This window comes from Pantoea sp. NPDC088449 (assembly GCF_044753225.1).
GTDB classification, from domain to species: Bacteria; Pseudomonadota; Gammaproteobacteria; order Enterobacterales; family Enterobacteriaceae; genus Pantoea; species Pantoea floridensis.
The window spans coordinates 16,758-29,461 of record NZ_JBIVMT010000004.1 but is presented as its reverse complement, the minus strand read 5'-3'; the positions used below and the strand labels follow the sequence as shown (position 1 = coordinate 29,461).

The window sequence follows — 12,704 nt, the reverse complement described above, 5'->3', positions numbered from 1 at the left end:
AACGCCCTCGCTTAACCAAACTCACGCAGGCGATTGAACAACTGCGCCATCGGGGAGACTTTGGTTTCGCGATCCTGGGCGCCAGTGATCACCACCGTCGCGGTAGTCCCCGCTGGGAAGCGATTACCCGGCTGATCGTCAAGACGAATGCGCACCGGCACACGCTGCGCCAGGCGCACCCACTCCAGATTCGAGTCGATGGTCGCCATGCCTTTGCTGTCGCTGGTGCTGCTGCTGTTGGTGACGCCCGCAGCAATACTGTCGACGGTGCCGCGCAACACGACATTGCTGCCCAGCGGCGTAATTTGCGCGCGGAAGCCCGGGCGCACGCCATCCAGCTTGGTCTCTTCCATGTACGCCAGCACATAGAAGGAGTGCTGCTGTACCAGCGCAACAGCGACGGAACCGCGCGTGATGAACTCACCCTGGTAGACATTGAGGTTGGTGACCCAGCCATCAGATGGCGCTTTGATGGTGGTGCGATCGAGGTCGATCACCGCCAAATCGCGGGTTGCCACCGCTTTGGCCAGCTGATGTTCGCTGGTTTGCAGATCGTTGTTGGATTGCTCGATCGCTTCACGCGACATGGCGCTGGTACCCAACTGATTACGGCGGCTGGCTTCGCGACGTTTTTCACTCACCAGCGCTTGGTAATATTCAACATCCGCCTGGGCTTCATCCAGCGCTTTTTGGTAGCGTGGACGATCCACCACAAACAGCGTGTCGCCTTTTTTCACCAGTTGGTTGTCATGCACCGGCACGTCAGTAATGATGCCGGTGACGTCAGGCGAGATCGCCACGACATCGGCGGAGAATTTAGCATCACGCGTCCACGGTGATTCGGTGTAGAACACCCAGGCGCGGAAGATGATCACGATAGCGATGATAACCAGCAGGAGCGTAATCGCGTATCGCGCGATTTTTCTTATTAGCGCTTTCACTTAAAAACCTCAGACGAATAAACGGGATACAAGGTAAAACACACAGCAATACAACGCTGTGTTAAACAGTGCTGGATGCCAAACCAGATCGTAGATCCCGCTCGGTGTTAGCACGCGTTTCACTAGCCAGAACAGCGCCAGCGAAACCAAGAGTTCAACGAAGATGGGCGGAAAAGACAGCCCGAATACGACAAATACCGGAAGCACACTCATTTCGGATCCTTAGTTCGACCTTGCCGGATTGCACCGATACCGACCCACATGCGGTTGAGCACGTTGGCTTTACGATCAGGGGAAGACGGATAAACTGATGGCAACATTCAGGCCGCGTTGAGCTAATCATAGCGTATCATCGGGTTAACACAGCCGTGTTCAGGTGCAGTGAAGAGACCCAGCGCGCGTATAGTAACGCGCTTGACTATACGTTTTCTACATATTGTGAGCTAAATCACTTTTTAGCCAGAGTAAACAATGGATCGACTTAAAAGCATGTCCATTTTCGCCAAAGTGGTTGAATTGGGCTCATTTACCGCCGCAGCACGTCAGCTTCAGCTTAGCGTTTCGTCGATTAGCCAGATTGTTGCCAAACTGGAAGATGAGCTGCAGGTCAAATTGCTCAATCGCAGCACGCGCAGTATTGGCCTGACTGAAGCCGGGAAAATCTACTTTCAAGGCTGCCGCCGCATGCTGGCCGAGGCATCACAGGTGCACGAGCAGCTTTACGCCTTTAATAACACGCCGATTGGCATTCTGCGTATCGGCTGCTCATCCACCATGGCGCAAAATGTTTTATCGGCCATGACCAGCGAAATGTTACGCGAATATCCCGGCTTGAGCGTCAATCTGGTCACCGGCATTCCGGCACCGGATTTGATCGCCAACGGTTTAGATCTGGTGGTACGCGTGGGTGCCTTACAGGATTCAAATCTGTTTTCACGCCGCCTGGGTGCGATGCCGATGGTGGTGTGCGCGGCCAAAAGTTATTTGGCGCAGCACGGTACGCCAGAGAAACCTGGCGAGATTGATAACTTTTCATGGCTTGAATACAGCGTGCGGCCAGATAACACCTTCGAGCTGGTCGCACCGGAAGGGGTGGTTACTCGCCTCACGCCACAGGGCCGTTTCGTGACCAATGATTCGCAAACGCTAATTCGCTGGCTGAAAGCCGGGTGTGGTATCGCTTATGTACCGCTAATGTGGGTGATTGATGAGATTAGCGCCGGCGAAATCGATATTCTGTTCCCGCAATATCATTCGGAGCCGCGCCCGGTGTATGCCCTCTATACCGAGAAGGATAAGCTGCCGCTCAAAGTGCAGGTCTGTATTGATTATCTGACCGAATATTTCAGGCAGGTGGCGCAGCAGTATCAGCAGCATCGCAAGGGGTGATGATGGTTGCCTACCAGGTCGCCATTAATGGCGACCCCGCGGCGTGTGGTGCGCATTTATGCGCACCACATCTCTTTCAGAAGATTAAGCCGTACCACCTACAGTGATTTTATCCAGCTTCAGCGTTGGCTGACCCACGCCCACTGGCACGCTCTGACCTTCTTTACCGCACACGCCGACGCCTTTATCCAGCGCCAAATCGTTGCCGACCATTGAGATCTGCTGCATCGCTTCAATGCCGGAGCCAATCAGCGTTGCGCCTTTAACCGGTTTGGTCACTTTGCCGTTCTCGATCAAATAGGCTTCTGACGTCGAGAACACGAATTTACCGGACGTGATATCCACCTGTCCGCCACCGAAGTTGGGTGCATAAATGCCATATTCCACGCTTTCGATGATCTCTTGCGGCGTCGATTGACCGGCCAGCATGTAGGTATTGGTCATCCGCGGCATCGGCAGATGCGCATAGGATTCGCGACGACCGTTGCCGGTTGGATTCACCCCCATCAGCCGCGCATTCAGCTTGTCCTGCATATAGCCTTTCAGCACACCGTTTTCAATCAGCATATTGTACTGACCCGGCACGCCTTCATCATCGACGGCCAGCGAACCGCGCAAACCTTCTAGGGTGCCATCGTCAACCACAGTACATAGCTCTGACGCCACCAGCTGGCCCATTTTGCCACTAAACACCGAGGTAGCACGGCGGTTGAAGTCACCTTCCAGACCGTGACCCACGGCTTCATGCAGCAGCACACCCGGCCAACCGGCACCCAGTACCACCGGCAACATACCGGCTGGCGCCGCAACGGCAGAAAGATTGACCAGCGCCATACGCACCGCTTCACGCGCCCATGCATCGGCACGCACATCGCCGCTCTCATCGGCGAGGAAGAATTCATAACCGGTACGCGCACCGCCACCGCTTGAGCCGCGCTCGCGTTTGCCCTGGTCTTCCACTTGCACGCTGATGGAAAGTCGCACCAGTGGACGAATATCTGCCGCCAACGTACCGTCGGTTGCCGCGACCAGCACCTGCTCGTAAACCCCGCTCAGGCTGGCATTCACTTCCTGCACGCGTGGATCGGTAGCGCGCGCCACTTTATCGACGCGGTGCAACAACGCAATTTTGTCCTCACGCGTCAGACTATCCAGCGGATTGACCGGCGCATAAAGCGAACGATTCATTACCGCCGACAAGGTATGGGCTTTACCGTTACCTTGCTCGCGTACGATACTGCGCGCGGCCTCGGAAGACTGGCGCAGCGCATTCAGGGAAATCTGGTCTGCATAAGCGAAACCGGTTTTCTCTCCGCTCACGGCGCGCACGCCTACGCCTTGATCGATATGGTAGGAACCATCTTTAATAATTTTGTCTTCCAGCACCCAGGATTCGTGGAAACTGGACTGGAAATAGAGATCGGCATAATCCAGACGACGTTCTGAAAGCTGCCCTAACAGGGAATAAAGGTCCTGCTGATTAATGCTGTTCGCAGTTAGCAACTGCTCACTTACCAGATTCAGAGTCATCGTTTCTCACTCATTATGTGCTCGGATAGTCATAGCCTGCGGCAATTACCCGACGGCGTCAAATTCACTTCTTATCGTCTTCGCGCGGTTTGCGCAGCACTTCATTGATTTCCGGCTTATCCAGCGGTCCGCTAATGTGATAACGCAGCAGTGAAATCTTGTTCCACAGCGGCCCCAGCACTTTACTGGCGGCAAACACTGCAGCACCAATCACCGGATTGACCACGAAGGCGGTTGCCACGCCGACTGAAGCGGAGATTTCGGGTGCGATCACCGCCTCCATATCAATCTGACGCTTCACCAGATCAATATTGCCCTTCATGGCGATATCCGCCTCGAGCCCATCCACCAGCAGGTTATCGGTACGCATCACACCGTTTTCAATCCACGCGGTACCGTTGATTGAATCGAAATAGAAGCCATCATTGAAGGTGTCACTGAAATCGAAACGCAGCTTACGCAGTAAGGCATCAAAACTGAACAGACGTAACAGCTGCCCGGCGCGGCCGGTATTCACATCCGCAATCTGCCCTTTGCCAAAGTGACTTTTCAGCGTACCGCTTAGCGTCTCTTCTGATGGCTGCCACGGCGCAGAACGCCAATGCAGATCGTAATCCACCTTGAACGGCGCATCGCGCAGCGGCGTGTTCATACCAAACCAGTTGGCAGCATCATTAATATTCTTACCGCTCAGGCTACCTTTCAAGGAAGTGCGTTGATCGCCAGGTTTATTCACCCATTCGCCCGCCACATTGAGCTTCGAGCTGCCGGAATCAATTGACCCGTTAGTAAGTGCTAACGTATCTCCCTGTGGCTGTAGCTTCGCCTGCATGTGGCCAAACTTCTGCCCACGCAGCCAGCACTCATCACAATTGAGCTGCAATGCGGGCCAGCTGCTGAAATTGATATTGCTGCTGCCACCGCTAAACGGCGAAGATTTATCGTCGTTTTTATCGGCCCATTCAGGATTGTAGTAAAGATAGCTGAGGTCGATCTGCCAGGGGGCATGCTGCGCTGTCTGCAAGCTGCCGCGCGCTTCACGGCTTTCCAGCTGTAAGCGCGTATTACCGCTTGGGCCCTGGGTAATCGTCGCGTTAACGTCGTGCCACTGCTGGCCACCCAGCATCAGCGCCGGCGTGCGGAGAATGAAATCACCCGGCAACAGCGCGCCGCCCACTTCAGGTTCGCCCTGCGCGTTACGTGAACCGCCCGCACCTGCCAGTAATCCCATCCAGGCTTCACCGTCCAGCGCGGGAAGGTTCAGCTCCATGCCACGATTTTCAGGCAGCTTTGGCGTGCTTTTCGCATCGTTAAGCCAAATACCCCGATCGACACGCAGCTGTGGTTCCAGCAGCCAGCGACTGTTGAAACGATGCTTATCGTGCACGCTACCGCTGAGGGTAAAGCCTTTCAGGTCACCGTTGGCGTTAATGGTAATCGGCATCGCTTCACCGGCGGGTTTATCCAATGGAGCAGGTAAGTGACTGCTTACTGTTTTGCCATCACCTTTCAGTTCCACCTTGTAACTCGCGCCACCTTTATGCGGCAGCGTGATATCGACATTGCCCTGCCACGGCAATGAGCCGCTCAGCTGTCGCGCAATGCCTGCCGGCAGCATTTTTAGTTTGCCTGGCTGCCAGTCGCCCAACAGCTTAACGTTAACGCCAAAGTCGTCCGGATTTTCCTGGGTACTAAAGCTCACGCCCGTTGGCTGCCCGAACCAGGTTGCCTGCATCTCTTCGCTTTCAAGATTGCCGTTGTTATAACGGAATCGTCCGGTAAGGTTGTTCAGCGTGGTATTTAATGGCTTGATATGCAGACTGTTATTGTTCATCACCACGTTACCGCTGGCGTGCACCTCTTCACCATCCAGAGGAATATCAAGGTTCAATGAGCCACGCACATTGCCGCCAATCTGCAGTTGCTGCAGCGCCGCGCCCAATGTCGATTTCAGCGGCGTTTGCTCGAAATAGTCCGCGATCTGTTGACCTTCCCCACTGATATCGCCATCAATAATCAGCTTCTCTTTCAGGTAATCCGGAATCACCGCACTGACGTTACGTGCATCCACGTCGCCGAGCCGGGTTTTCTCCGCCTTCATCCATAACCCGTTGTTGAGGAAATCGAGATTGATATCGAGGTTTTCTAATGCTGGCCAGCCGGGCTGGAACGCGAAGGTGGCGTTGCGCAGCGGCACCCAAACTTCGAACATGCCGTCATTGTGCTTGAACGGGAAGAGCGATGGATCGCCGGCAAACAGCAGCGTGGCGTTATCCACCTGCCCGCCTTTAATCGCGGTACTGAGATAGTGGGTAAGGTCGTGTCCCATTAACTGTTGCGGGAAATAGCGCCAGGCATCGCCAGCATCAGTGACGCGAATTCCAGCGAGAATATCAAGCCGGGGCGCTTTGCCGAGATTTTGCTGATAGCGGAAGTCGCCGCGCGCCCATAGCGAACGCGCCTGCACATCAAGCTGCTGACCGTCCAGCGTTAAGCCGTTAGCATCGCGCTGCCAGTTGAGTTTGCCGGTAATCTGCTTAATCTGCAGCGGCGCCTGGAACATATCACCGTATGGCACGTCGGCCTGGCCCATCGCCACATCCAGCTGGCCATTATTAAGGCTGCCGCTGGCGCTACCGCTGAGGTTACTGATTCCCGGTAGGAGCTCCCACTGTTGCCAGGCAAGGTCGTGCCATTTTACCTGTAAGCGCGTTTGCTCTGGCTGCTGTAAAGGAATATCCAGTGCTAGCGCATCAATGTGCCCGCGCGGCTGCAGCGCACGCCAGTTTTCCAGCAAGGTCGGAGAAAGCGGAGCAAACAGCGGTGCGATAGGCGCCAGACGTTCCAGATCGAGTTGGGTTGCACGCACGCGCACTTCCGGCGAACTGTTAGCGCCGAGCATCTGCTTATCTTCCGGCTTCCAAAGCAGAGAGAAATGCCCTGGCGCCCACGCGATGCCGTCAGTACTCAAACGCGTTTGCGGCACCGAAAGACTCCAGCCGTTCTGGAAGCGCGATAGATGTGCCGTTAAGCCATCAACCTGCAGCTGATGATCGCCCTCCTCGCCGCGCCAGCGTGCGCCGCCTTTATTCAGCAGCAGATCGCCGGCATAAACCTCACCATCACGCAAATTTACCCAAGCGGCGAGACTGAAGCGCGCGCTTTCGAGGCTGGTATTATCGCGCAACCACGGCCCAATCCACGGGCGCACATCGACATCATCGGCTTGCATCCAGATGCGACCATCGCTAAGCAAGCCGTTGTTATCGTTGAGATCGAGCCGTACCTGCACCACGCCATGCTGACCGGTAAAGCTGGAGAGGCTCACTTCGCCTTCGGCACGATGGCGCATATCTTCGTTAAGCCAGGTCAGGCGGGGAATCGCCAGCTCGGCATGTTGGCCGGACGGCGTTAGGAAACGGATGCTGCTATCACGCAGATCGAAGTGGTCAAACTGGCGCAGGAACAGATCGTTAATTTGCCCAGGCTTGAAGCTGTTTTTTTGTTTATCACTGGTGAGCAACGGCTGGTTGGTTGCAAGATGCAGTTGCCAGAAGGTGAGATCGCGGAACTGCCAGCGCCAGTGCAACAGCGATTGCCAGACGTTGAGCGCCAGGTTGACGCGGCCGATGGTAAGTTGGCCATCTTCCTGCATCGAAATGTTGAGATCGCGCACCTGTAGCGTGGGTCCGAAATTCTCCCATTTCCCCTGCAGTTCGCTAGCATCCACCGTAACGCCGCTGACGCGGGAGATCGTCTGCAGAATATCGCTGCGATAACTGTTGAGGTGCGGCATCACGAGGCGCAGCCCGCTGACCAGCAGCGCCACAATAACGATGATTGCGGCGAGCAGCAGTAACAAAATCCTCGGCAACCGCCTCACACACCTCTCCTTGCTGTCCGTTGGCTTACGGAGCGAAACCTCACGATTACATCATAACGACATCAAACTGCTCTTGGGTATAGAGCGGTTCAACATGGACTTTGACCTGCTTGCCGACGAAGATTTCCACTTCCGCCAGCGCGTGTGACTCTTCGCCCTTCAGCGCGTCGCCCACCGCCGGTGAAACGTACACCAGGAAACGGTCAGAATCGTAAGCGTGATGCACACGCACAATTTCACGCATGATCTCATAACACACGGTTTCCACCGTTTTTAGCGTGCCGCGTCCTTTACACACCGGGCAATCCGCGCACAGCACATGTTCAATACTTTCACGCGTGCGTTTGCGCGTCATCTCCACTAAACCGAGCGCAGAGAAGCCATTAATGCCGGTTTTTACCCGATCTTTGCTCAGCGCACTCTCTAACGAATGCAACACGCGACGCCGATGTTCGTCATTACTCATGTCGATGAAATCGATAATGATAATGCCGCCGAGATTACGCAGCCGCAGTTGACGCGCAATAGCTTGCGTCGCTTCAATGTTGGTGTTGAAGATGGTTTCGTCAAGATTGCGGTGTCCGACAAAGGCACCCGTGTTGATATCCACCGTGGTCATCGCTTCGGTTTGATCGATGATCAGATAGCCGCCGGATTTTAACTCTACCTTGCGCTCAAGCGAGCGCTGGATTTCATTCTCAACGTCAAACAGATCAAAAATCGGCTGCTTGCCGCTGTAAAGCTCGAGCTTGCTGGCCATTTCCGGAATGTATTCGCTGGTGAATTCCACCAGCAAATCGCAGGTCAAACGCGAGTCGACGCGAATGCGATCCAGCGCCGCGCCAGCGAAATCACGCAGTACGCGCTGCGCTAACGCCAGTTCACCGTACAGCAGACAGCGCGTCTGATTGCGCTTTTTACGCTCGCTGACTTTGGTCCATAAACGCTTCAGGAAGGCGGCATCCTGCGCCAGCTCTTCGGACCCAATGCCCTCGGCGGCGGTACGAATAATAAAGCCGCCCAGGTCGTCGCAATAAGCCGCGACCACCGCTTTCAGGCGCTCGCGCTCGGCTTCCGTTTCGATACGCTGCGATACGCCAACGTGTGAAGCGCCGGGCATAAACACCAGATAGCGCGAAGGCAAAGTAATGTCGGTGGTAAGACGCGCGCCCTTAGTGCCAAGCGGATCTTTAACCACCTGCACCATCAAGTCCTGGCCGGGCCGCACCAGTTCGCCGATGTCGCGCACCACAAAATTTTTCTTCTCATCACCCGCCACGCATTCGGTGTGCGGCATGATATCGGAGGCGTGTAGAAAGGCGGCTTTTTCCATGCCGATATCGACAAACGCCGCCTGCATACCCGGCAAGACGCGACTGACGCGTCCTTTATAGATGTTTCCCACGATGCCGCGTCGTGCTTCGCGCTCAATGTGGATTTCCTGCAGAATGCCGCCATCAATGTAGGCAACACGGGTTTCCGAAGGTGTCACATTTACCAGCAGTTCAGCCGTCATCTTGTCCCCTTAACGCCCGCAGTGACTGAAAATGGCTCAGCAGCTCGCTGGTTTCAACCAGTGGCAATCCCACTACGGCATGATAACTTCCATTAATCTTGCGGACAAAGTTGCCGCCAAGGCCCTGTATTCCGTACGCGCCGGCTTTATCCATCGGCTCGCCGCTGGCAATATAGTGCGAAATTTCTTCCGCTGACATCTTGCGGAAGGTCACGTCGGTGGTCACCAGGCAGTCCAATTCACGCTGGGTATCGGCCAGTGCCACAGCCGTCATCACCTGATGGGTTTGCCCCGACAGCTTGCTCAGCATTGCGGCGGCATGCGCGGCGTCCTGCGGTTTTTCCAGTACTTCGCCATTTAGCACCACAATGGTATCGGCCCCGAGAACCGGTAGATCCTGCGGCGCCACCGCAACGCCCGCGCGCGCCTTATCGGATGCCAGACGACGCACGTAACCCTCAGCCGCTTCTTCTGGCTGGCGCTGCTCTTCGACATGGGTTATCAGGCGTTCAAATTGCAGACCAAGCTGCGTTAACAGCTCACGTCGACGCGGTGAACCGGATGCGAGGTACAGGGTAATCATAGTATTCCTTACTGAACAGCGAACTGGCGGCGAATCTTTCTCATTAATAAGAATAGCCAAGGCCAGAGGATGCCGTCGACCACGCTACTCCAGAAGATTTCCGGGCGGAAAGAGACGTTGATCACCAGGAATTCTGCCCAGAAAACAATCACATCCACCGCAAGGGACAGCACCATAACCATTAATGCCTGCTGCCACAACGCTAAGTTTCGGAATAACTGAAATTTAAAGGCCACCAAATACGCGATGATGCTGAACGCCAGCGCACGTACGCCCAGCGTTGAGCCCGCCACCAGATCCATGATTGCACCAAGAAAAAAACCGGTACCGACATTAACCCGATGCGGCAGCGCCAGCACCCAGTAAATTAAGATCAGTAAGAGCCATGAAGGCCGAAACATATAGATTTGTTCCGGCCACGGCATGATTTGCAGGATGAGGGCAATCAGGAAGGACAGCCAGATAACCCATCGGCCCTGGCTGCGATATCGACTCAAGGCTGGCCTCCGCGTGTGTTCGCAGAATTCCCTTGCGAACGACTGCTATTAGCGGGTTGCGGCGGCCCCATTTGCTGAGCGGGCTGCATCATATCCGGTGCGGGCGGTCCCATTTCACCAGCAGGCGGGAGAACCTGCGGCATCATCTGCATTAAACGCTCGTTGGCGACGCGGTGGACTTCATCCGGCGCCATCGGCGTTAAGCCGTTACGATCCGCACCCCACAGCAGCAGCAAATAGCGCAGACGTTGCAGACCGGCGGCCGGACGCGCCTGAATCACCGTGTAAGCACGTTGTGTATCCACTTTAACCGAGGAGACCACGCCAACCGGATAACCTTCCGGGAAACGTCCGCCAAGGCCAGAGGTCACCAGCACATCGCCCACACGAATATCGGTATTGCCCGGCAGATGCTCAAGTTGCAGATCTTCACTACAACCGTTACCGGCCGCGATGACACGAATATCATTACGCAGCACTTGAATCGGCAACGCATGGGAAGCATCGCAAATCAGCAATACGCGACTGGTTACCTGACCGACGGCAACGACTTGCCCCACCACGCCTTTATCACTGATCACCGGTTGGCCTTCGTAAACGCCGTTTACGCTGCCTTTGTCGATGACCACCTGATCGGTGTAAGGATCGGTACCGGTTGAGATGACCTGGGTCACCATCTTGTGCTCATCCTGACGCAGCGGCGAGCCGAGCAGTTCGCGCAGACGTGCGTTTTCCTGCTTGTATTGCCCCAGCATCAGCAGGTCACTGTTTTTCAGGAAGAGCTCACGGCGCAGCGCTTTATTTTCCAGCTCTAATTGCTGGCGTGAAGCCAACGTATCAGAGACGCCGTCAAGAAGTTGTCGTGGCCCGTTGGCCAAAAAATAAAATGGACTGACCGACGTGTCCAGGTAGTTGCGAATCTGGGAAAAGGAGCTCACGCGGCTATCGGCGATAATAATCGCGATAGCCACAATGACTGCCAGAAAGAGGCGCAACTGCAGGGAAGGCCCCCTGCTAAAAATCGGCTTCATAAATTCTGCGTATTCCTCGACATCAGGGAAGAAGCGTTAGTTTAAATCACCAACGCCTCCAGGGCTGGACGCATCACGCCGTCGTGCGCAGCGTCAGCGTATATCCCTCATCCTTCAAACTTTAGTCGCGTTCGAATAATTTTGGGTATAGGCGCTATTCCCTGCGCAATTTGATCAGGGTCTCAGCCGTTGAGGAATTACTCCTCGCTGAACAAATCGCCGCCATGCATGTCGATCATTTCTAACGCTTTACCGCCGCCACGCGCTACGCAAGTCAGCGGATCTTCTGCAACGACCACCGGAATACCGGTCTCTTCCATCAGCAGACGATCAAGGTTGCGCAGCAGCGCACCGCCGCCCGTCAGCACCATTCCGCGCTCGGAGATGTCTGAAGCCAGCTCTGGCGGGCACTGTTCCAGTGCAACCATCACCGCGCTCACGATACCGGTCAGCGGCTCCTGCAGGGCTTCCAGAATCTCATTTGAGTTCAGCGTAAAGCCGCGCGGCACACCTTCGGCGAGGTTACGACCGCGCACTTCAATCTCGTGCACTTCATCACCAGGATAGGCCGAACCAATACCATGTTTAATGCGTTCCGCAGTGGCTTCACCAATCAGTGAACCGTAGTTGCGACGCACATAATTAATGATAGCTTCATCGAAGCGGTCACCACCAATGCGTACAGAAGAGGAGTAAACCACGCCGTTCAGTGAGATCACCGCCACTTCAGTGGTACCACCACCGATATCGACAACCATTGAACCGGTCGCTTCAGAAACGGGCAGACCCGCACCAATCGCCGCAGCCATTGGTTCTTCAATCAGGAAGACTTCGCGCGCGCCTGCACCCTGTGCAGATTCGCGGATGGCACGACGCTCTACCTGGGTCGCGCCAACGGGTACGCAGACCAACACCCGTGGGCTTGGACGCATAAAGCTGTTGCTATGCACTTGCTTAATGAAGTGCTGCAGCATTTTTTCAGTGACGAAGAAGTCGGCGATAACGCCATCTTTCATAGGACGGATAGCAGCGATATTGCCCGGCGTACGGCCAAGCATCTGCTTAGCGTCATGACCGACAGCCGCTACGCTCTTTGGGGAGCCGGCACGATCCTGACGAATAGCAACCACTGAAGGCTCGTTTAACACGATGCCTTGTCCTTTCACGTAAATCAGGGTATTTGCGGTACCCAGGTCAATGGACAAGTCATTGGAAAACATGCCACGAAATTTTTTAAACATACTAAGGGATAATCCTGCAAGCTGGGGGCGGAAAATAAAATCCGCCTACTTTACCAACCACGCGAAGCCGCTACAAGGCGCAAAAACGTTCTG

At 55.2% G+C, this 12,704-nt stretch carries 10 protein-coding genes; 1 reads left to right on the top strand and 9 read right to left on the bottom strand.

Annotation, left to right across the window (positions count from 1 at the left end):
- Window positions 1-11 precede the first annotated feature (11 nt).
- A complete protein-coding gene (gene aaeA, locus ACIP6T_RS17440; RefSeq protein WP_097095867.1) occupies window positions 12-941 on the bottom strand; it encodes a p-hydroxybenzoic acid efflux pump subunit AaeA in 930 nt (309 codons plus the stop codon).
- A gap of 9 nt (window positions 942-950) precedes the next feature.
- Window positions 951-1,154: a p-hydroxybenzoic acid efflux pump operon protein AaeX gene (gene aaeX, locus ACIP6T_RS17435; RefSeq protein ID WP_007891984.1), complete on the bottom strand. Its 204-nt coding sequence runs from the start codon at window positions 1,152-1,154 to the stop codon at window positions 951-953.
- Window positions 1,155-1,412: 258 nt separating this feature from the next.
- Here aaeX and aaeR point away from each other — a divergent pair, with 258 nt between their 5' ends.
- Entirely contained in the window at window positions 1,413-2,330 is a 918-nt protein-coding gene (gene aaeR / locus ACIP6T_RS17430) for an HTH-type transcriptional activator AaeR (RefSeq protein WP_097095866.1), read from the top strand.
- Between the two features lie 84 nt (window positions 2,331-2,414).
- On the opposite strand, the gene tldD is transcribed toward aaeR, so the two are convergent.
- The 7 genes from tldD to mreB all read right to left on the bottom strand — a co-directional run bounded on the left by tldD (window position 2,415) and on the right by mreB (window position 12,611).
- The gene (gene tldD / locus ACIP6T_RS17425; RefSeq protein ID WP_400458207.1) at window positions 2,415-3,860 is read right to left on the bottom strand and encodes a metalloprotease TldD; all 1,446 of its coding nucleotides are present in this window, start codon (window positions 3,858-3,860) and stop codon (window positions 2,415-2,417) included.
- A 64-nt stretch (window positions 3,861-3,924) separates the two neighbouring features.
- Window positions 3,925-7,743: an AsmA2 domain-containing protein YhdP gene (gene yhdP / locus ACIP6T_RS17420; RefSeq protein ID WP_400458206.1), complete on the bottom strand. Its 3,819-nt coding sequence runs from the start codon at window positions 7,741-7,743 to the stop codon at window positions 3,925-3,927.
- Window positions 7,744-7,789: 46 nt separating this feature from the next.
- Window positions 7,790-9,259: a ribonuclease G gene (gene rng, locus ACIP6T_RS17415; protein ID WP_097095863.1), complete on the bottom strand. Its 1,470-nt coding sequence runs from the start codon at window positions 9,257-9,259 to the stop codon at window positions 7,790-7,792.
- The gene (locus ACIP6T_RS17410) at window positions 9,249-9,842 is read right to left on the bottom strand and encodes a Maf family protein (protein ID WP_400458205.1); all 594 of its coding nucleotides are present in this window, start codon (window positions 9,840-9,842) and stop codon (window positions 9,249-9,251) included. The genes rng and ACIP6T_RS17410 overlap by 11 nt, the downstream gene beginning before the upstream one ends.
- An 8-nt stretch (window positions 9,843-9,850) precedes the next feature.
- Window positions 9,851-10,339 carry a rod shape-determining protein MreD gene (gene mreD / locus ACIP6T_RS17405; RefSeq protein WP_097095861.1) on the bottom strand — a complete coding sequence of 163 codons (489 nt, stop codon included), beginning with the start codon at window positions 10,337-10,339 and terminating at the stop codon, window positions 9,851-9,853.
- A complete protein-coding gene (gene mreC / locus ACIP6T_RS17400; RefSeq protein WP_097095860.1) occupies window positions 10,336-11,370 on the bottom strand; it encodes a rod shape-determining protein MreC in 1,035 nt (344 codons plus the stop codon). The genes mreD and mreC overlap by 4 nt, the downstream gene beginning before the upstream one ends.
- A gap of 197 nt (window positions 11,371-11,567) precedes the next feature.
- Window positions 11,568-12,611: a rod shape-determining protein MreB gene (gene mreB, locus ACIP6T_RS17395; protein ID WP_007891976.1), complete on the bottom strand. Its 1,044-nt coding sequence runs from the start codon at window positions 12,609-12,611 to the stop codon at window positions 11,568-11,570.
- Window positions 12,612-12,704 lie beyond the last annotated feature (93 nt).

Bases quoted from the DNA above. Each gene is read 5' to 3' on its own strand.
- aaeX (WP_007891984.1), bottom strand. From the start codon at position 1,154: ATGAGTGTGCTTCCGGTATTTGTCGTATTCGGGCTGTCTTTTCCGCCC.
- aaeR (WP_097095866.1), top strand. From the start codon at position 1,413: ATGGATCGACTTAAAAGCATGTCCATTTTCGCCAAAGTGGTTGAATTG.
- tldD (WP_400458207.1), bottom strand. From the start codon at position 3,860: ATGACTCTGAATCTGGTAAGTGAGCAGTTGCTAACTGCGAACAGCATT.
- rng (WP_097095863.1), bottom strand. From the start codon at position 9,259: ATGACGGCTGAACTGCTGGTAAATGTGACACCTTCGGAAACCCGTGTT.
- ACIP6T_RS17410 (WP_400458205.1), bottom strand. From the start codon at position 9,842: ATGATTACCCTGTACCTCGCATCCGGTTCACCGCGTCGACGTGAGCTG.
- mreC (WP_097095860.1), bottom strand. From the start codon at position 11,370: ATGAAGCCGATTTTTAGCAGGGGGCCTTCCCTGCAGTTGCGCCTCTTT.
- mreB (WP_007891976.1), bottom strand. From the start codon at position 12,611: ATGTTTAAAAAATTTCGTGGCATGTTTTCCAATGACTTGTCCATTGAC.